The sequence below is a fragment of the Corynebacterium sp. p3-SID1761 genome (genome assembly GCF_055862885.1).
This window is the reverse complement of sequence record NZ_JBSQBJ010000002.1, coordinates 99,327-119,235: the sequence shown is the minus strand read 5'-3', so window position 1 is coordinate 119,235 and position 19,909 is coordinate 99,327. Positions and strand designations below refer to the sequence as shown.

At 59.8% G+C, this 19,909-nt stretch carries 16 protein-coding genes; 1 reads left to right on the top strand and 15 read right to left on the bottom strand.

Annotated features, from left to right (window positions below; all coding sequences use genetic code 11):
- Positions 1-108: 108 nt before the first annotated feature.
- Complete coding sequence (locus tag ACWXWJ_RS02400; protein WP_473963440.1) at positions 109-1,101, top strand: asparaginase; 993 nt, start codon at positions 109-111, stop codon at positions 1,099-1,101.
- On the opposite strand, the gene ACWXWJ_RS02395 is transcribed toward ACWXWJ_RS02400, so the two are convergent.
- The 15 genes from ACWXWJ_RS02395 to mraY form a co-directional block, all read right to left on the bottom strand.
- Complete coding sequence (locus ACWXWJ_RS02395; RefSeq protein WP_473963439.1) at positions 1,079-2,425, bottom strand: DNA polymerase IV; 1,347 nt, start codon at positions 2,423-2,425, stop codon at positions 1,079-1,081. The genes ACWXWJ_RS02400 and ACWXWJ_RS02395 overlap by 23 nt on opposite strands.
- Before the next feature lie 25 nt (positions 2,426-2,450).
- Complete coding sequence (gene ileS, locus ACWXWJ_RS02390; protein WP_473963438.1) at positions 2,451-5,645, bottom strand: isoleucine--tRNA ligase; 3,195 nt, start codon at positions 5,643-5,645, stop codon at positions 2,451-2,453.
- 357 nt (positions 5,646-6,002) lie between these two features.
- Positions 6,003-6,161 (bottom strand): hypothetical protein, encoded by a 159-nt coding sequence (locus tag ACWXWJ_RS02385; protein ID WP_473963437.1) that lies wholly within the window; start codon positions 6,159-6,161, stop codon positions 6,003-6,005.
- 69 nt (positions 6,162-6,230) lie between these two features.
- A complete protein-coding gene (locus ACWXWJ_RS02380; protein WP_473963436.1) occupies positions 6,231-7,397 on the bottom strand; it encodes a DivIVA domain-containing protein in 1,167 nt (388 codons plus the stop codon).
- A 624-nt stretch (positions 7,398-8,021) separates the two neighbouring features.
- On the bottom strand, positions 8,022-8,312 hold the full coding sequence (locus ACWXWJ_RS02375; protein WP_293791327.1) for a YggT family protein: 291 nt from the start codon (positions 8,310-8,312) through the stop codon (positions 8,022-8,024).
- A gap of 95 nt (positions 8,313-8,407) precedes the next feature.
- Positions 8,408-9,028, bottom strand: a complete 621-nt coding sequence (locus ACWXWJ_RS02370) for a cell division protein SepF (protein WP_473963435.1) — start codon at positions 9,026-9,028, stop codon at positions 8,408-8,410.
- Positions 9,029-9,088: 60 nt separating this feature from the next.
- A complete protein-coding gene (locus ACWXWJ_RS02365) occupies positions 9,089-9,835 on the bottom strand; it encodes a YggS family pyridoxal phosphate-dependent enzyme (RefSeq protein ID WP_473963434.1) in 747 nt (248 codons plus the stop codon).
- Complete coding sequence (pgeF, locus tag ACWXWJ_RS02360; protein ID WP_473963433.1) at positions 9,832-10,593, bottom strand: peptidoglycan editing factor PgeF; 762 nt, start codon at positions 10,591-10,593, stop codon at positions 9,832-9,834. Before pgeF ends, ACWXWJ_RS02365 begins: the two co-directional genes overlap by 4 nt.
- Positions 10,594-10,635: 42 nt before the next feature.
- Entirely contained in the window at positions 10,636-11,955 is a 1,320-nt protein-coding gene (gene ftsZ, locus ACWXWJ_RS02355) for a cell division protein FtsZ (RefSeq protein ID WP_293791331.1), read from the bottom strand.
- Between the two features lie 159 nt (positions 11,956-12,114).
- Positions 12,115-12,843 carry a cell division protein FtsQ/DivIB gene (locus ACWXWJ_RS02350; RefSeq protein WP_293791332.1) on the bottom strand — a complete coding sequence of 243 codons (729 nt, stop codon included), beginning with the start codon at positions 12,841-12,843 and terminating at the stop codon, positions 12,115-12,117.
- Complete coding sequence (gene murC / locus ACWXWJ_RS02345) at positions 12,840-14,321, bottom strand: UDP-N-acetylmuramate--L-alanine ligase (RefSeq protein ID WP_473963432.1); 1,482 nt, start codon at positions 14,319-14,321, stop codon at positions 12,840-12,842. Before murC ends, ACWXWJ_RS02350 begins: the two co-directional genes overlap by 4 nt.
- A 57-nt stretch (positions 14,322-14,378) precedes the next feature.
- Positions 14,379-15,494: an undecaprenyldiphospho-muramoylpentapeptide beta-N-acetylglucosaminyltransferase gene (murG, locus tag ACWXWJ_RS02340; RefSeq protein WP_473963431.1), complete on the bottom strand. Its 1,116-nt coding sequence runs from the start codon at positions 15,492-15,494 to the stop codon at positions 14,379-14,381.
- A 4-nt stretch (positions 15,495-15,498) separates the two neighbouring features.
- Positions 15,499-17,178: a putative lipid II flippase FtsW gene (gene ftsW / locus ACWXWJ_RS02335; protein WP_473963430.1), complete on the bottom strand. Its 1,680-nt coding sequence runs from the start codon at positions 17,176-17,178 to the stop codon at positions 15,499-15,501.
- A gap of 10 nt (positions 17,179-17,188) precedes the next feature.
- On the bottom strand, positions 17,189-18,733 hold the full coding sequence (gene murD / locus ACWXWJ_RS02330; RefSeq protein WP_473963429.1) for a UDP-N-acetylmuramoyl-L-alanine--D-glutamate ligase: 1,545 nt from the start codon (positions 18,731-18,733) through the stop codon (positions 17,189-17,191).
- A 75-nt stretch (positions 18,734-18,808) separates the two neighbouring features.
- Positions 18,809-19,909 carry a phospho-N-acetylmuramoyl-pentapeptide-transferase gene (gene mraY / locus ACWXWJ_RS02325; RefSeq protein WP_473963428.1) on the bottom strand — a complete coding sequence of 367 codons (1,101 nt, stop codon included), beginning with the start codon at positions 19,907-19,909 and terminating at the stop codon, positions 18,809-18,811.

Below are 19,909 nucleotides of genomic sequence, written 5' to 3'. Positions count from 1 at the left end.
TACTTGCATGTTAATCATGCAAGTATTCCTGCACAACTCCATTCGCTTTAACAGCCCTTGATCAACGCCCCCAATGAGGCACGCCTAGGCGTCGCGTACATTAGGCACATGACTTCCAGCGCCTCGCGAAATCGTCCACAGATTCCCATCCTCGGCACCGGTGGCACCATCAGCTGCACCCACTCCCCTGACGGCGATCTTGTACCGTCGCTGGCCTGCTCGGATATCGTTGGTCAAGCTCATATTCCCCAGGGGGTCGAGCCCGTCGCACACGACATCATGAGCATCGATTCCAGCTCGATCACCCTCCCCCAAATCGATGAGCTCATCGGCCACATCGCAAGCTTCTGCTCCCCTGCCCCAATCGGCATTGTGGTGCTGCACGGCACGGACACAATGGAGGAATCCGCCGTCGCCGCTGCATGCGCACTACAACTGCCGTGCCCCGTCGTGTTTACGGGCGCTCAGCGCCCAGGTGATGACGCCACACCGGACGGCCCGGCCAACCTTTCCCGCGCGTTAGCTGCGCTGGCCACTGGGGAACTCGATCCGGGTGTTCATATAGTCTTTGGTGACTCCATCGTTGCCGCTCGTGGGGCCTATAAGGCCCACACCACTGCGGATACTGCCTTCCGCAATGCTCTGGCGGATTCCAACGTGGCGGAGGATTCAGCATCACGTCCTTTTAAGTCCTCCGACGCACCGAATCCTCCGCGGATTGCCGGTCTGTTCGTGCCCATCATCACTACCTTCGCAGGTGATGACGGCCAGCTCCTCCGCGCCTTGCACGAACGGGATAGAAAAGGGGGCACTGTAGATGGTCTGGTGTTGGCTGCAATGGGGTCGGGCAATATTCCCACCGCCGTGGCTGAAGAGCTGACGACCTGGCGCGCCAGTCGACGTGCGCTGAACCGCGCCGACCTGCCTGTGGTGGTATGCAGTCGCGTGCCCACGGGAGGGGTTTCCTTCGTTTATGGCGGCACCGGCGGCGGAGCGCAGCTGGCGCGAGATGGCCTCCGAAGTGGAGGCGCATTGCGACCCAGCCAGGCACGTATCGAGCTCCTATACGAGCTTGCTGCTACTCCTCCATCAGGTCGCTGAGATCCCACCCCAGACTATCCAGCGGATCAGCAGGGCTAAGGTCTGGATCGTCGATGCGGAAGGTGCGGGTCTTCCCCGGCCCGGTCGCAGCGGTTTCGAAGCGTACGCTAACCACCCCGTTGCCGGCTCCCTGCACCCATCCGTGGCCGTACTCCACGTGCGATACATCCTGTGTGGCATGCCAGGCCGGATGAACCGTGATGGCGTCATCAGTAAAGGCAGCAACACCAGAATCAGTAGGCTGATCAGCGACAATAGGTAGGGGTGGACCGTCGAGTTCGGGGAAGAGTAGCTCCTGACGATCGGCGACAAGTCCGGATACGCTCACTCCGACGAGGCGAAAGGCACCAGCTTCCTCCGGACGCGGCATGAGACGCTGGGCGAGGGCAAAGATTTTATCGAAATCCTCTGTCGGCGCTGGCAAACCGGCGGACTTCGTGTGCAGTTGGAAGTCCGTGGTGCGGGTCTTGACCGTCACGGTGCGGGCAGCACGGCCGTCTTTAAGCAAACGGCGGTGCATAGCTTGCGCGGTCTCGTGGAGTACGCGCATGGCTTCGGCAGTAGTTCGCGCATCGGTCTGCAATGTTCTTTCAGCGCTGACCTGCTTGGCGGGCGCGCGGGGTGCCACGGGCCGCGGATCATCCCCGGCGGCCATGCGTTGCATCTCTGCGCCGACGGATCCTAAGGCACCTCGAATATCCTCTACGTCGGCGACTACAAATTGGCCGATCGTTTCGATCCCCATGGTGTGCAGCTTCCCCTGCGCAACTTTGCCGATGCCCCATATGTCGCCTACAGGTCGGTTCGCGAAGATCTCCATGCGTTGCTCTGGCGGCACCACAAATACTCCATGGGGTTTCGCTAGGTCACTGGCCATTTTTGCATCCAGCTTCGTGGCCGCCATGCCGACGGACGCAGGCAGGCCGGTTTCTTCCTCCACCCTGGCCTGTAGTTTTTCCGCCCACGCGCGGGCCTCGGCTACACTGCCAAGCCCCTGGGGTTCGGCAAAGCCCTCGTCCACGGAGAGCTGCTCCACTACCCCGGCGTGGGCACGGATAACTTGGAAAATGCGTCGCGAGGCGGTGGTATATACCTCCTTTCGCGGAAGCACCACCACCGCGCGATGGTTGCATAGGCGCACGGCCTGACCCATCGGCATTGCAGAGCGGGCGCCGTAGGCTCGCGCTTCATAGGATGCGCCTGCCACGACCCCGCGCCCGCCCAGCCCGCCGACGAGTACCGGACGACCGCGCAGAGTGGGCCGGGTGAGCTGCTCGACGGAGGCAAAGAATGCGTCCATGTCGATGTGAGCTACCCAGCGCATGTGCGTACCCTGTGGGCCTATTTCTTTATGACGCCACCGTGATGTCAGCCGAGCAACCGTCGGCGACGTCGTGGCTAAGCTGCTCGCCGACGACGATCTTCACGTCCGTGGCCAGCACCTCCTTGCCGATGGTGTCCGTGTGGGTGCGGGCCCACTCTTCCTTGTCTGCAGGCACGGAAAGGGTCAGGTGGATCCGGTCGCTTACCTGCAGATCGGCAGCCTTGCGGGCTTCCTGCACGCCGCGCACGCGGTCAGCGGCCCAGCCTTCGGCTTCCAGCTCCGGGGTGGTCTGAGTGTCCAGAACCACCAAGCCGTCTTGGCCGGAAACCTCGGCAGTGTGCTCCGGGTCAGCGGCGACGAGCTTGCGGGTGAACTCCCCATCCTGCAGCTCAATGCCATCCGCAGCGACAACACCAGCATCGTCGACGGTGTAGTTGCCGGACTTCACTGCCTTGATCACACGCTGGACATCCTTGCCCAGGCGTGGGCCAGCCACACGGGCGTTCACGACAACATCGAAGCTGCCGACTTTCGCTACGTCCTCGGTGAGCTCCACCTGCTTGACGTTCACCTCGTCGGCGATGATCTGCGTGAAGTCCTCCAACGCGTTGGCATTGGGCAGCGCTACGGTCAGCTTGGGCAATGGCAGGCGGTTACGCAGCTTGTGTGCCTTACGCAGGGAGCTCGTAGCGGAGCTAACGGCGCGAACAGCATCCATTGCAGCTACCAGCTCGGCATCAGCCGGCAACGCATCGGCCTGTGGGAAATCCGCAAGGTGTACGGAACGCTCGCCAGTCAGGCCGCGCCAAATAACCTCGGTAGTCATCGGCAGCAGCGGTGCAGCAGTGCGGCACAGCGTCTCCAAGACGGTGTAGAGGGTATTGAAGGCCTCGGGGTGAACGGTGTCGCCCGCCCAGAAGCGGTCGCGGGAGCGGCGAACATACCAGTTAGTCAATGCGTCACAGAACCAGCGAATCTCGTCGCAAGCGGTGGCAATGTCCGTGTTGTTCAGCGCGTCGGTCACGCCCTGCACCGTGTCACGCAGCTTCGCCAGAATGTAGCGATCCAACACGTTGGTGGACGAGGTATCGTACTGCGCCGGCTGGGAAGCATAGAGGCGCAGGAAGGAGTAGGCGTTCCACATCGGCAGCATCGCCTGACGCACGCCCTCGCGGATGCCCTGCTCGGTGACGATCAGGTTACCGCCGCGCAGGATCGGCGAGCTCATCAGGAACCAGCGCATAGCGTCCGAACCGTCACGATCAAAGACCTCGTTGACGTTCGGGTAGTTGCCCTTGGACTTACTCATCTTCAGCCCGTCGTCACCCAGCACGATGCCGTGTGCGACGACCTTCTTGAACGCCGGCCGGTCGAACAGTGCCGTAGACAGCACGTGCATGGTGTAGAACCAGCCGCGGGTCTGTCCGGAGTACTCCACGATAAAGTCCGCCGGGGAATGGCTATCGAACCACTCCTTGTTCTCGAACGGGTAGTGCTTCTGTGCGAAGGGCATCGAACCGGACTCGAACCAGCAGTCCAGTACCTCCGGTACACGGCGCATGGTGGACTTGCCCGTCGGATCATCCGGGTTCGGGCGGGTTAGCTCGTCAATATCCGGGCGGTGCAGGGAGGCTGGCTTACGGCCGAAGTCACGCTCCAATTCCTCCAAAGAGCCGTATACATCCATGCGTGGGTACTCCTCGGAGTCGGAGACCCACACCGGAATCGGTGCACCCCAGTAACGGTTGCGGGAGATGTTCCAATCGCGTGCGCCCTCCAGCCACTTGCCGAACTGGCCGTCGCGAATGTGGGAGGGCATCCACTCGATCTGCTCGTGGTTCAGTTCCACCATGCGGTCGCGGAACTTCGTGACCTCAACGAACCAGGACGGAAGTGCCATGTAGATCAGCGGCTCGCCGGAGCGCCACGAGTGCGGGTAGGAGTGCTCGATCGTCTGGTGACGGAGCACTCGGCCGGCGGCCTTCAGATCCTTAATGATGTCCTTGTTGGCGTCAAAGACCAGCTGGCCTTCATAGTCAGGGACTTGGGCGGTGAACTTGCCGTCCATGTCCACCGGGATGACCAGCTCGATATCTGCCTTCTGGCAGGTGTTCATATCGTCTTCACCGAACGCAGGAGCCTGGTGAACCACGCCGGTTCCGTCCTCAGTGGTGACATAGTCTGCGCTCAGGATCTGGAAGCCATTGTGCAGATCCTTGAAGTAGTCGAACACTGGGCTGTAGGTGAACCCAACCAGCTTTTCGCCGGGGAAGGTCGCCAGAACCTCGTGGTCTTCGCCTAGCTCCTTGCTGTAGGCACCCAGCAGGGCCTCCGCCAGGACCAGTTTCTGGCCAGCGAAGCCCTCGGTTCCCTTCTCTCCTACCTTGACCAGGGCATAGGTAACCTGAGGGTTCACAGCGAGCGCGGAGTTCGACGGAAGGGTCCACGGGGTGGTGGTCCATGCGATGGCGGATGCGTCGGAGAGCTCTGGGTGCTCAGCCAGCGTAGCTTCAGCAGCAGTTCCGGCATTCGCACCGGTCAGCGGCATGGTGACGGTCAGAGTCGGATCCTGACGCATCTTGTAGGAATCATCTAGGCGGGTTTCCTGATTGGACAGCGGAGTGTGCTCAGCCCAGGAGTACGGCAGCACGCGGAAGCCCTGGTAGATCAAGCCTTTGTCGTAGAGGTTCTTAAAGGCCCACATGACGGATTCCATAAAGCCCGGATCCATCGTTTTGTAGCCGTTGTCGAAGTCCACCCAGCGAGCCTGGCGAGTGACGTATTCCTTCCATTCATCCGTGTAACGCAGTACGGACGATGCACAGTACTCGTTGAAGGAGCGCATGCCCATCTCTTCGATGCCAGCGCGATCCTTGATGCCTAGCTGCTTTTCCGCCTCCAATTCGGCGGGCAGGCCGTGGCAATCCCAGCCGAAAACGCGAGCGACCTTCTTGCCCTGCATGGTCTGGTAGCGCGGCACGATGTCCTTGACGTAGCCGGTAAGAAGGTGCCCGTAGTGCGGTAGACCATTGGCAAAGGGCGGGCCATCGTAGAAAACGTATTCTTCATTGCCTTCGCGGGCGGAAACGGATTCATTAAACGTGCCGTCCTTGGCCCAGTACTCGAGAACGTTCTCCTCGAGAGCAGGAAAGGCAGTCGAGCCGCCGTTGGACATATCGACGCGCGGGTAGGCGCCGCCAGCTGGGGTTGCTTCGCTCATGGTGGTTCCTATTTCTGTTCTGTTTTTCTTAATGACGCCCACAGCGGTGCTGCCGACGAGCATGTCATAGAAACAGGGACGCTTCGAGCCAACAAAGGCCTAAAACGCGGTACCACCCTGATTGGCGTAATCCGCCCACTTCTTCTCTTACGGCTGTGACGTGCCGCGACTCCGCCTGGTTCTAATGAGTATCCCTACCTCCTCGCCTAAGCGAAGTGAGGTGAAAACACCGTTCTTCCAGGAACGCTCCCCGATGATGGTCGGATCATTGCGTGTGGTTTTCTTTCTATTCAGTTACGGATCCCAGCCTACACGGCGCAAGTGGGGATCTTTGATTCAAGTCTCAGTTTGCTTGTTTTAGCGTTTGTGGTGGCGAATCAGGTCGTAAATGAACAGAGCCACGCCTAGCGCAGCTACAGCCACGCAGATCCAGGCCCAGGCGGTGGACCCGACCGCGAGGCTGACCACCAGCGCTATAAACCCGACAACCGCCAGGAGGATGGCTGCGAAAAGCATGTTCCAAATCCTCCTGGCGGTTGCGTTGGGGCTTAAAGGGCTAGTGGGGTCAACGAAAACTAGTTGCTACTAGTTGTTCTGACCCTCTACCTCGATGGAGCCGGCAGGTGCAGCGGTGCCGCGGCTGTTGAGCTCTTCCAGCTGGGACTCCAGGAAGGTCTTCAGGCGGGTACGGTACTCGCGCTCGTAGGTACGCAGTTCCTCGATGCGTGCCTCGAGGGTAGCCTGCTGCTTCTTTACCGTGTTCATGATCTCGGTGTGCTTGCGTTCTGCGTCTTCCTGCAGCGCATTTGCCTTCTCCTGTGCGGAGCGGATCTGCGCCTGGGACTGAGCGGTGGCGTCGGAGATCATAACCTCGGACTTCTGCTTGGCGTCGGCCAGCTGTGCGCTCGACTTCTCCTCCGCGTCGGCCAGCATCTTCTCGGAACGGGTCTTCGCGTCGGACAGCTGAGCCTCGGAGCGCTTCTGGGCATCTGCCAGGATGTTCTTGGAGCTAAAGTCCGCATCGTCGATGGTCTTCTTCGCAGTAGCGCGAGCCTCTTCCAGCATGCTAGAAGACTCGGCCTTAGCATCGCCGGTCAGGCGGTCTGCCATCTCCTGTGCCAGGGACAGAACGCGAGCTGCCTGCATGTGGGTTTCGGCAGTTGCGACGCCGGACTTGCCATCGCCGGAGGCTGCACCAGCCGGTACTGCAGCGGCGGCCTGAGCCGGAGCCTGTTTCTTTGCCTCTTCTGCGCGCTTCTCAGCCTGCGCAGCGCGCTCCTCGGCAGCCTTAAGCTTTGCTTCGTAGTCAGCCTTGATCTTCTTCTCGATCTCAGCAGCGTTCGGCTGTGCTACATCCGCGCCCTGAGGCTGAGAGCTGCTCAGCTTAGCCTGTGCTTCAGCAGCTTCTGCGCGGGCGTCCTTACGAGCCTGCTCCAGCTTGGTGGAGTACTCGGACTCGAACTTGCCACGCAGCTCGGTCTCGATCTGGCGACGCAGTGCTGCCTCGTCAACCTTAGAGACACCTGCGGCTCCGGCGGCGCTCGCGGCACCTGCGGCACCGGCACCCTTGGCAGAGCCAGACTCCAGCTGCTCGACCTTCAGCTTGAGGTCGGAGTTCTCATCCTGCAGTTCCGCAAGAGTGTCCTCCACGAGATCCAGGAACTGGTCGACCTCGTCCTCGTTGTAACCACGCTTGCCGATCGGCGGCTTGCTAAAAGCTACGTTGTGCACATCAGCCGGAGTGAGTGGCATAGGTTGTACCTTTCCCTTTCGGATTGCCTCAAAGTGCTAGAAGGCGTTCGCAACAGTAATGAACTATTGATGGTTTATGAAACAGCTACAAAGCATACCAGTTTCCACCGGGACAGTCTCAACTTCAGATAGAGATTGACCCCTAGCCCTAGAATAACTTTAATTTACGAACACCACATCTGTATCACAGGCTACACTCCACCCCCACAGGCACCCCCATAGAAGATCTTCTGCCCTTTTTTGGAGAATACGTAACACTCGCCAGTGGACAGCGTTCTAACAGATGACGGAAAAAGGAAAACCGCCACCGGCTAGGACCCACATTCCCAACCAGTAGCGGTTTCCGTCACTACACACGACATCTCCGCAGCCTCACTCACGTACCGCGAAGATGTCCCTAATATTAGTGTCTTGAACGATTATTCACAACAGTCTTGTGATTATTTGTCGCCATCCCTCCCCCACTAGCCACCCCCTTAATTTTAGGATCCAAAGAAACTGCTGGAAGCAGCTTCAATAGTGAACTTTAGCGAGCTTTGTACCCGCTAGCTCACTCCCCTCATCACCCCCAATTCAGGGTTAGATCTGGCGGGTTTATACTCGCACTGAGGGCTTACTGAGAGCTTAGCGAATAAACGCTCCCAGCAACATGCTCAACAGCTGAAGTCCGAAGAAGAGAACTAATACGGAGACATCCAATCCCACTCCCCCAAGTTGGATCGGAGGAATCAGCTTGCGCAACGCCTTGACCGGAGGGTCGGTAAGAACAAACAAGGGTTCCGCCACGATGGTGAACCAACGCTGTGGTCGCCAATTACGCGAGAACGATTGAATCATCTCAATGATGATGCGCAGAATCAGGATCAGCACATACAGGCGAATCAGCCACAGCAGCACAAGTAGGATTTCGTTCACTTACAACAGCTCTTTCTACCAATGAAAGCCCGGCCGATGCATTCCGACGCGGGCTATTACTGGCTAACGACGATTGTCCAAAGGATCTTAAAAACTTAGATGGTCTCCGCGATGGCGTCCAGCTGATCCTGGGCCAGGGTCACGCCCTTCGGCAGCAAGATGAAGTTACGCACACCCTTTAGCTTCTTCAGCTGAGCATCCAGGCCACGGCTCAGGCCTGCAGCGAAATCCAGAACACGCTTAGCTTCGCCCTTTTCCATACCGCTCAGGGAAAAGACAACAACTTCACGTGCCTTCAGGTTCTCCACTAGTTCGCCCGCCTGGGTGTAAGAGCTCAAGGTGAAAGACACGAATGCCGAAGGATCCTTCTCCTCGGCGGCTGCGCCGGAGTAAGAGGAGGAGTAGCCGGAGTCAAAGGTGGCGTCAGAATCAGCGAAGCTTGAGCCACGAGAAGAGTAACGATCCTCGCGATCCGAGAACTCGGAACGGCTATAACGATCACCGCGCTCACCACGCTCCGCACGATCCAAGTGATCCCGGTGATCGCGGTCCGAACGGGAGCGGTAGGAAGGCTCGTGTACATCGCGATCGGCACGGTCTGCACGGTCGGAACGATCACGGGAACCGTAGCCGTCGCTGTAGTAATCGGCATCGTAGGATTCCACGGGATCAAAACCGAAGAAGCGCTTGGTCTTGTCCATAAAGTTGTCTGCCATTGCTCTTGAGGAACCTTCCGTTGCTAGTTTTCGAGGGTGTTTAATTATTAACTTCTTGGTTTAAAGTACTGATCGCGCGCCCATAATATCCGTACCGACACGCACCAGCGTGGAGCCTTCCGCGATGGCGATCTCCAGGTCACCGCTCATCCCCGCGGAGTACACTGGGGCACCCACCACCCGGTCGGAAATCCGCTCAACGAGCTGCCGTCCACGGGCGAACACGGTCGCCGGATCTGCCTCCAGCGGGGGCACAGTCATTAGTCCGCGCAGCTCCAAATTCTCCGCCGCGGAGACGGCGTCGGCGAGCTCGTCGATATCCGCTTCCACTGCCCCGCCACGCTGCGGATCTCCGTCGGCACTGTACTGCAACAGAACCGGCAGAGCAGACTCGCGGTCGCCTCGTTCTAAGGCTAACGCGGCGCCACGGTCGAGCGCCTGCAGCAGCTTCAAGGAATCGACTGTATGTACCGCTGCGGCCCATCGTGCCACGGAGTTCGCCTTTTTGGTCTGAACCTGCCCCACCATGTGGAACTGAAGTCCTGTCTCCGCCAATTGCGCGTGTTTATCGCGCGCTTCCTGTTCGCGGTTCTCGCCGACAGCAGTGACGCCCAAACGTACCAGCAGTCGGACGTCCTCCGCAGGGTGGAACTTGGTGATGGGCAGCAAATCCGCTCCCCCAGCGACCGCGATGCGGCGACGCACCTGCGCCAGGTTTTCGGCGAGCTCTCGGGCGCGCGGCCCGAGCTCTGCATCCCCGCCTGGCAGGTCGCTCGGCTCGTGAGTTTCGCTCAGCTGCTCTGTCATGGCATCCACACTACGCCCGCTTGGCGGCCTGTCGTCCCCTCTCGGCGGTAGGAGAAGAAACGATCGGCGTTTTCCGAAGCGATAGTGCAGCGCGGGTCGGCGTCGATACTACGCACCCCAAGGGAAAGCAGTTGGCGGGTTAGACCAGCACGAATGTCCAGCCCGCTGGTGCCTTTGGCAGTAGTTGTGGCGGAACCGGGAAGTTTAGATTCCACATCGGCTGCCATAGCCTTCGGTACCTCGTAGTTCTCGCCGCTTGCAGCAGCGCCGAGCAGCGCATGAATATTGCTGGGAACAGCACCGAGATCCTCCATGCGAGCGATCACGCGCTTCAAGATCCCATTGCGAGCTCCCATGCGACCAGCGTGAACCGCCGCGACCACGCCTGCGTCCTCATCGGATAGCAAAACCGGAACGCAGTCCGCTGTAAGGACGATCAGGGCAGTCCCGCGCAGGGTGGTAATCAAAGCGTCGGTTGCTTCGATAATCGGGGAGGTGCCGGTTGTCAGGTGGTCGGCGGTGACCTCCGTGACGTTCGGCGAATGGATTTGCTCCATGAACACCAGTCGTTCCACAGCGAGCCCCAAGACATCGGCGAGACGCCGACGATTCTGGGCGACAGCCGCAGGGTCGTCACCTACGTGATCGCCGAGGTTAAAGGACCCATAGGCGCCGGTGGACACGCCACCATTGCGATCCGTAAAGACCTTCCGCACCTTAGGCTGGGGTTGCTGCTGGTCGTGGTTCTTAGGGCTCATGGGAAGCTCCTGCTCCTCACGCTGATTGCTGGATGCGAACTTCTAGTTGAAGTCCGGCAGATCCAGGTCATCCTCTTCCTCCGACAGGTCAACATTCGCGTTGGTCGGATTCTGAGGCTGCTGGGAAGCAGTAGTGAACAAGCCGCCGCCCTGGTTCGGCTGTGCCTGCTGCGTCGGCTGCGGCATGGTGCCACGACGCTGCGCGAAGCTAGACTGCGCGCCTGCCTGCTGAGCCGGATCAACCTGCTGTTCCTGCTGTACCGGGATCTGCTGTCCCTGCACTGCATACTGGGAGTTCTGGCCTGCCTGTGGTGCTTCCTGACCGCCGAACAGATTCGTCGGCTGGGCAGCGCCCGCGTCAGCATTCTCGGGCGCACGGTGTGCACCGGCACGCTGGTTAGCAGAAGGTGCAGACGGAGAATCGTCGAAGCCGGTAGCAATGACGGTCACACGCACCTCGTCGCCCAGCTGATCGTCGATGATGGTACCGAAGATCAGGTTGACGTCCTCGTCGGCCTTCTCCTCCACCAGATCCGCGGCCTGGGAGACCTCCAGGAGACCCAGATCCGAACCACCAGCGAAGGACAGCAGCACGCCCTTGGCACCTTCCATGGTGCTTTCCAGCAGCGGAGAGTTGATGGCGGCCTGGGTAGCCTTCACGGCGCGCTGTTCGCCACGGGCGGTACCGATACCCATCAGCGCGGAGCCCGCGTCGGTCATAACGGAACGTACGTCGGCGAAGTCCACGTTGATCACACCCGGGGTGGTGATCAGCTTGGTGATGCCCTCAACACCGCTCAGCAACACCTCGTCGGCCTTGCGGAAGGCCTCCATCATGGACAGCTGCTCTTCGGACATCTTTAGCAGGGAGTCGTTGGGGATGACGATGAGGGTATCGCATACCTCGCGCAGGGCCTCGATGCCTTCCATTGCCTGCTTGCTGCGACGACGGCCTTCAAAGCCGAAGGGGCGGGTAACCACACCGACAGTCAGGGCATTCTGCTTCTTAGCAATATTGGCCACGACCGGTGCAGCACCCGTACCCGTGCCGCCACCCTCACCGGCGGTGACGAAGACCATGTCGGCACCGGCGAGGATCTCCTCGATCTGATCCTTGTGATCCTCGGCAGACTTGCGGCCCACCTCCGGGTTGGCACCTGCGCCCAGGCCACGGGTCTCCTCTCGACCGATATCCAGCTTGATATCCGCATCGGTGAGCATCAATGCCTGTGCGTCGGTGTTGATCGCAATGAACTCCACGCCCTGCAGCTGCTCGTCGATCATGCGGTTGACGGCGTTTACTCCGCCGCCGCCGACGCCGACCACCTTGATCTCAGCGAGGTGGTTTCCAGGATTCGTCATGTGTGCTTGTCCGCCTTCCTAATGAATTTTTCGTGCTTTGCGGTTTGCCGGTTTGCTGTTGCGTCCATCTTCCTAGCCGTCAAGCATTTAGCGGCGCACATTTTGGTGGCGTGTCGTATCCTTAAAGTTCAACTTAAGGCTTAAGCTGGGGTTTCAGCCCTACTTCACGGTGGGCATCGCGGGGTTGGAAACGTTCCAATTTCCCTTACGCCCCAGCACGATACGGGTCGCTTCAGCCTTCTCATCCGCCCTGTCGGACGAACCCCAATACACCACCTGATTAGGGAAAAACAGGCGGATGCTATCTGCTGAACCAGCCTCGATCCCCTCCAACTTGCCCCGCAGTTCTGGGGACAAAGTCTGGAGAACCTTGGACGCTGAATCGATCGCGCGGGCATCGTCCGGCTTGGTTTTCTTAAACTCCAAAGCACCCTCGGGCTTCACACCCGTTAGGAACACCTGCCCGTTCTCGTCCACGACATGCGGCGTGTCGCCGTCCATCACATAGCCCACGGCATTGTGCTCAGTCACCTCGACCGTGACCGTCGTAGGCCAGGAACGCTTCACCGTCACCTTTTCCACCCACGCCACACTGGAAACTCCCTTAGCGGCGCTGGCCATGTCCAGGCGCAGCATGTTATCGCCAGCATTAATGGTGCTGGCCTCGCGAATCGCTTCCACGTCCGCATGAGTCGTACCCTGCACGTCGATCTGCGCCACTTTAAGGATCGGCACCGCATACATCAACACGCCCAGCAGCACGATAAGCGCCACCAGCCCCGCGATAATCTTCTGCACGCGCTTCTTCGGCGCCCCATTCTTCTTCAGGAACTTCTTGCCCTTGGCGCGCGCTGCGCTATCGCGTGTAATTCTGGACGCCCTACTCACCCGCGATCACCACGGTCCAGCTGCAGGAGAATCTCATCCGCCAGCATTGTCACGGTTCCCGCACCAATGGTCAGAACCATGTCACCAGGCTGTGCTAGGTCGGCAACGACGCCCGCCACGCTGGAGAAATCAGGTTCAAATACCCACTGGGTGGAAGCGTCGATCTTGTCTCCGATGATGCGAGAATCGACTCCCTCCACGGGCTCCTCGCGAGCGCCGAAGATATCCAACAGCACCACCTGATCAGCCAGAGAAAGTGCGTCGGCGAACTCCTGTGCGAAATTCATTGTGCGGGAGAACAAGTGCGGCTGGAAAACCGCCACAATGCGTCCGCCGCGAGCCTCCACTCGCTGGCGCGCAGCCGACAAAACGGCCGCCACCTCAGTCGGGTGGTGGGCGTAATCATCGTAGACCTCAACCTCACGACGAGTGCCGTGGTATTCGAAACGACGGCGTACACCGTCAAAACCGGCAATACCAGCAAACACCTTGTCCATATCCGCTCCCAACAGCACGCTGCCCAGCCCCGCCGCCGTGGCATTGAGCACCATGTGAATACCGGGGATGGCCACGCGCAGGGAGTATTCTCCGGCAGCCGGGGTGGCCTCAGTCAGTCGCAGCGTAGAGACAGTCCCTTCGGCAGTCACCTCCGTGGCTTCGATAATGGCCGCTGGGGTAACGGAAGAGTGGGCGTCACAAGCTTCGGCCGTGCCATATCCCACAACGGTAAAGGGCAGATCCATGCCATCGGCCGCAGCAGCTACCAAACCCTCCGCGAGCGCAGCCGACCCCGGATCGTCAAGGCAGGCCACCAAGTAACCACCTTCAATAATGCGGTGGGCGAACTTTTCAAAGACTTCGCGATAGGCCTGTTCGGTCTTGAAGTAATCCAGGTGATCGGGTTCGATGTTCGTCACGACCGCCACCTCTGGCGAGTAGGACAGGAAGGAGCCATCGGATTCATCCGCCTCGGCGACGAAGATATCGCCCGTGCCGTGGTGTGCGTTCGTGCCCGCACGGTTCAGCTGCCCACCAATGGCAAAAGAAGGATCCTGTCCCGCGGACTGCAAGGCGGCTACGGCCATCGATGTAGTTGAGGTCTTTCCATGCGTGCCCGCTAGTAGGAATGCACGCCTATCCTGCAACAACAGTGCCAGAACATCGGATCGACGAAGCACCGGGATACCCGACTCGCGAGCGGCAACGAGCTCCGGATTGTCCTGCGGGATTGCTGCGAAAGAAGTGACGACTACGGACGGCAGGTCGCCTAGGAGGCGCAGGTTATCCGCTGAATGCTCCACCTGGATCTGTGCCCCGGCTGCACGCAGCGCCAGAATGCTGCGTGACTCCTTCATGTCAGAACCGCTGACCTGGTAGCCGCGATCCAGCAGAATGCGGGCAATGCCGGACATTCCGGCTCCGCCGATACCCACCATGTGTACGCGTGTGAGATCCGTGGTTTGGGGCTGCTCGCTCATCGTGGAAGAAGGTGCCTTTCTAAGAAGGGAGGGGGAAAGTGTGGCTTCGTCAGAACGCTAACGCTTGTAGGCGGCAGCGATAATCTTCTGTGCAATTTTCTGTGCCGCGTCGCGGTGCCCTGCTGCGAGGGTGGCAAGGCTGGCGGCCTGCCAACGGGTCTCATCGCGCAACAATGGGATAACTTCCTGGGCGACGCGATGTTCGGTAAGTTCGGCGTCCTTGATGATTACTCCACCGCCAGCGTGAGTGATCGGACGAACGTTGAGCTCTTGTTCGCCATTGCCATGTGGCAAAGGCACGTAGATGCCTGGAAGGCCCACTGCGGATACTTCGGCGACAGTCATAGCACCGGAACGGCACAGGATGGCATCGGCGGCGGCCAGCGCCAAGTCCATTCGTTCGATATAGGGAACGGCTACATAAGGTGGCTTTCCTTCCTGGACCTCCTTGGGCAGCTCCACCGTATTTTTCTTGCCATACGCGTGAAGCACGCCAATGCCCGCGTCCTGCAGAGTCTTCGCTGCGCTCACAACGGCCTCGTTGATGCTGCGTGCGCCCTGGGATCCGCCGGTGACTAGCAGCAGCGGTGCTTCTGCATCCACGCCGAAGAACTCCCGAGCCTCTGCCCGTAAAGCCTTGCGATCCATTTTCAGAACTGCGTCACGCACCGGGATGCCTACGACCTCGGCCTCCAGACCGGAATCTTCGACTGCTGCCAGCCCCGTACCGCCCAGCTTTACTCCCAATTTGTTGGCTACGCCCGCACGGGCATTCGCCTCGTGGACGAAGAAGGGAATCTTGAGGGCGCGTGCAGCCAGATATGCCGGTGCGGACACATAACCGCCGAACCCGATCACCACATCAGCTTCCACTTCCCGCAGGATCTGCTTGGTTTCCTTGAGAGCTTTACGCAGGCGCAGCGGCAGGGTGGCTAGATCCTTGTTCAGTTTGCGGGGCACCGGCACTGGTGGAATCAGCTTCAAATCAAAGCCGCGAGCGGGCACCAGCGTGGTTTCCAAACCGCGGCTGGTTCCCAACGCCGTAATGCGTGCATCGGGGCGCTGAGCGCGCACCGCTTCTGCCACGGCCATGGCGGGCTCAATGTGTCCTGCCGTTCCGCCGCCGGCAACGACGACTGATAGCTTCCGGTCGGCTTCTGGCTTCGGGTTCACTGGGCTAGCGCCTCCTGTGTCGGTTATCTAGATTTCTGCGGGTCTTGCGGGCTCTCTCCTGCCCTGAACTATCAGCCCGATTGCGGCTGCGTGGCATTGGTTTGGGAGTAGCCGTTGGGGGAAGATCCTGCCTTCGTACCCCATCGTAGCCACGCAAGCGGGACTCCCCACCGACCCGGCGGATCGATCGCTCCACCCGGTCGCGTTCCCGACGCACGTCTTGGCTGCCGCGGCCTGCACTAACCCGTTGACGGGTGACTGGTTCCCCATAGCTATAGGCCGTCTCACGACGCTCTGTACGGCGCTGTTCTCCGGCTTTATACCCCCGGGGCTCCGGGAGCATAAGGATACGGTCGATCAGCGGGCGTCCCTCGTGCTGCATGGAAGAAATCGTCTCCGGCTCATTGCGCGCACAATTGCACAGCAACCCCATGGAAAGCAAAGTGATGATCGCGGAGGAACCACCTGCGGAGATCAGTGGCAATTGAATACCGGTCACCGGCAGCAGGCCAACGACGTACCCCATGTTGAAAAACGCCTGCACAGCAATACCAATCGTCAGCGTGCCCGCCAATAGCCGGAGGAAAGGATCCGCCTGAGCCAACGCCGTACGAGTGCCGAAAAACGCAAGCATTCCGAACAGAATGACTACAATCACCGTGCCGAACAGACCCAGCTCTTCACCAACGATGGCGAAAATGAAGTCGTTCTTCGCCTCAGGCAGATAAAACCACTTGGCACGGGACTGCCCCAAACCGGCGCCGAAAAGCCCGCCGTCGGAAAGGGAAAGGATTCCCTGGTGAGACTGGTAGGCCGCACCCTGTGTCGTAGTGTCGCCGAAATTCAGGGTCAGAGCATCCTTCCATGTCGTGATACGTGCACCACGGAAGCTCTTGCGGGAAATCGCGAATACTCCGAGCAATGCAACGCTACCCAGCATGGTGAAGAAGACCCGTTTATCAACTCCTGCAAAGAACATCAAGGCGGCGACCACGATGCCAACGGAGAACATCATTCCCAGGTCCTTTTGGAACAACACCAGCAGCATGATCACCGCGCTAATAGCAATGAAGGCACCCAGCCCGGTGTTCAAGCGCTGCGTTGCGCGCGCCCGGTAGCTCACAGTCGCCGCTCCCCACACTGCTAGAGCCAGCTTGGCCACCTCGGAGGGCTGCACACCGATGGGACCAATGCGGATCCATGAATTCGAGCCGACCTCGTCACCACCAACACCGATGCCGGGGATAAGCACGGCAATCAGCATCAAGATCGCGATCACCAACAACGACGGCGAGTACTTTCGTACTGTCTCCGGGCGCATGCGCAGTGCAAACCACATCACCACCAGGCCGATAACCACAACCATGGCCTGCTTGATGAACTCGCCGAACACACTCGCGCCGCTTGCATAAGAGGTCACCATCGAGGACGACAGCACCATGATCAGACCCAAAACGGTCAGACAGGCGGTAACGACCATCAGCACCTTGTAATTCAGCTGCGGAGTGGCCAGCTGTGCGGAGACTTTGCGCTGCAAAGACGCGAAGCCACGCTCATTGCTATTCGCTCGATCATCCTTCTGCTGTACGCTCTCGCGCGCCTGTGGATCCTGTGCGCTACGTTGTGCGGGCTTCCCCGCGCCGGGGATTTGCCGTCGCTTGGAATTGGATGTCGGAGTGGACATGGAAAAACACCTACCCCTTTTCCTGCTTCGTGTGTGCTGCCGGATCGTCAGGCTGTGTGTGACCGGATGAATCAGCCTCAGCATAAGCCAAGGCATATTGGGCAAACAGGTCGCCACGCTGGCTCATCCCGCTAAACATGTCCAGTGACGCAGCCGCCGGTGCCAGCACCACGCTGTCCCCCGGTTCTGCCAGCTCGTGGGCGGCACGGGCGACGGCACGCATTGCTTCCTCTGGATCGGTGGCGTCAATAAGGGTGATCGGCAGTTCCGGCAGCTGCCGTGAGACCTCGGCGGCGAGTTCCTTCCGGTCCACGCCGAGAGCCACGACAGCTTTAAGAGCACCGCCGATCGCACGGATTAATCCGTCAACAGCCGCGCCCTTTAACTGGCCGCCGGCAATCCAAATAACGTTGTGCTGACCGCGGAGGGCTGCTTCGGCGGCGTGTGGGTTCGTGGCCTTCGAATTATCGATCCACGTCACCCCGCGGTGTTTCAGGACAACCTGACCACGGTGGGCCTGCACCTGGAAGCCAGCTAGTGCGTTTTGGATGGCCTCCGGCGTCACGCCTACAGCACGTGCCATCGCCGCACTGGCCGCAGCATCGGCCAGTCCCGCGGGGCCGGGCGGGCTGATGCCTTGAGCCGGCGCCAGGTCAGTGATTTGGCTGGGATCGCCGAGGTTCGCCTCGACTAGCCGTCCATTGCGCACGCCGACGATGCGCTCTATGTCCTTCGTTACTGGTGACGCCGCCTGTTCCGGATCGTGAATCGTGTAGGCACCGCACGCCGCTACCTGGCGGGCTTGTGCAGTGGACAGTACGTCGGCGTCGTCCAATGCCAGGATGGAATCCGTTGCAGTCAAGACCTGCGCCTTGTCTGCACAATAGTTTTCATAACTTCCATGCCAATCCAGGTGGTCCTCGGCAAGGTTGAGGATGCAACCCACTGTGGGCACAAACATGGGAGCCCAGTGCAGCTGGAAACTGGACACTTCCGCGACAAAGACATCCGATCGCGGAGCACCCCGGTGCTGCGCAGCCAACGCGGCCGCGGGTGCGATTCCGATATTGCCGACCGAAAGGGCTGCGCGCCCATCCGCAACCAACATGGACGTCAGCATGGCAGTGGTTGTCGTTTTGCCATTGGTGCCGGTAATGGCTAGCCACGTTCGTGGCTCGCCGAAAGCCCCTGCCTGGTCGGCCAGCCAAGCGGCGGCGATGTCCCCTATCACGGGAATGCCCAGGTCTGTGGCGCGTACCAGCAATGGGGACTCGGGCTTCCACCCCGGAGAGGTCACAACCATTCGAGGAGCCAGCTGGTCAAGCGATTCGGTAGCTTCAGCTACTCCCAGCAAACGGAGTTCGGTATCGCCGTCCTCGGCAATGTGGCTAAGCACCTGTGCGTTATCGTCGGCGACCACGACGTGGCGGGCTCCGAGAGCACAGAGCATGGAGATCACGCCTCGTCCGGCCACGCCAGCCCCCGCGACCAGGATCGTCTCGGTGCGCATGGTGTGTAGGGCGTCTGCGGGTTGAAGTGCGTGTGTGGGTTCCACGGCTTTGCCTGTCCTTCGGGTTCTTACATTGCTAAATATGTGCTGTTGATAGTGAGCTACTGATTGATGGGCGTCCTACCAAGTGGCGGAGTTCAACCACTCGGCGTAGAACAATGCGAAGCCGGACATTGCAGCCAACCCGGCGAGCAACCAGAAGCGGATAACCACGGTGGTTTCGGCCCAGCCTTTGTTCTCAAAGTGGTGGTGAATCGGTGCCATTCGGAAAACGCGCTTACCGGTGGCCTTAAAGGAAACCACCTGAATAACAACGGAGGCGGCCTCAATAACGAAGATGATGCCAACCAGGATCATCAGCAACTCCGTCTGAGTGGTGATGGATAGACCTGCCACCAGACCACCCAGTGCCAAAGAACCAGTGTCGCCCATGAAAATCTTCGCCGGTGCAGCGTTCCACCATAGGAAGCCCAGGCAAGCGCCCAGCCCGGCAGAAGCAAGCATCGACAGATCCAGCGGATCACGTACCGCATAGCAGGCCGCCTGCGCGCTCACAGAACAAGAATTACGGAACTGCCAGAAGGTAATCAGTACATAGGTTCCCATCACCATTGCGGTCACGCCACCGGCGAGGCCGTCCAAACCATCGGTCAGGTTCACAGCATTGGACCAAGCGGAAATGACCAGGTAGATAAAAATCAGGAACAAGATGGTGCCCACGATGGCCGGACCAATAGCGATATCGAATGTAGCGATGTCGCGGATGGCCGAGAGGTGGGTGGAACCCGGAGTGAGGCCACGGGAATTCGGGAACTGCAGAATCAGCACGCCGAAAATAATTGCGGTAGCCAGCTGGCCAACCAGCTTAGCCTTAGCGTTTAGTCCCAGATTGCGTCCCTTGACTAGCTTGATGTAGTCATCGGCGAAGCCCAATCCGCCCAGTGCTAGGGTCAACCCAAGCACGAGCCATCCGCTTACTCCTGGACCTGCGCCAGTGGTAGCCAATCCCACCAGTACGCCCACCAAGTAGCCGAACAGTATGCCAGCGAGGACGGCGATTCCGCCCATGGTCGGGGTGCCGCGCTTCTTGAAGTGGGATTTCGGCCCCTCTTCTCGGATCTCCTGGCCTAATCCTTCGGCGGAGAACCAACGGATCAACAGGGGTGTCAGGGCAACAGACACGACGAAAGCAACCGCACCCGCGATAAAGATTTGCAACAT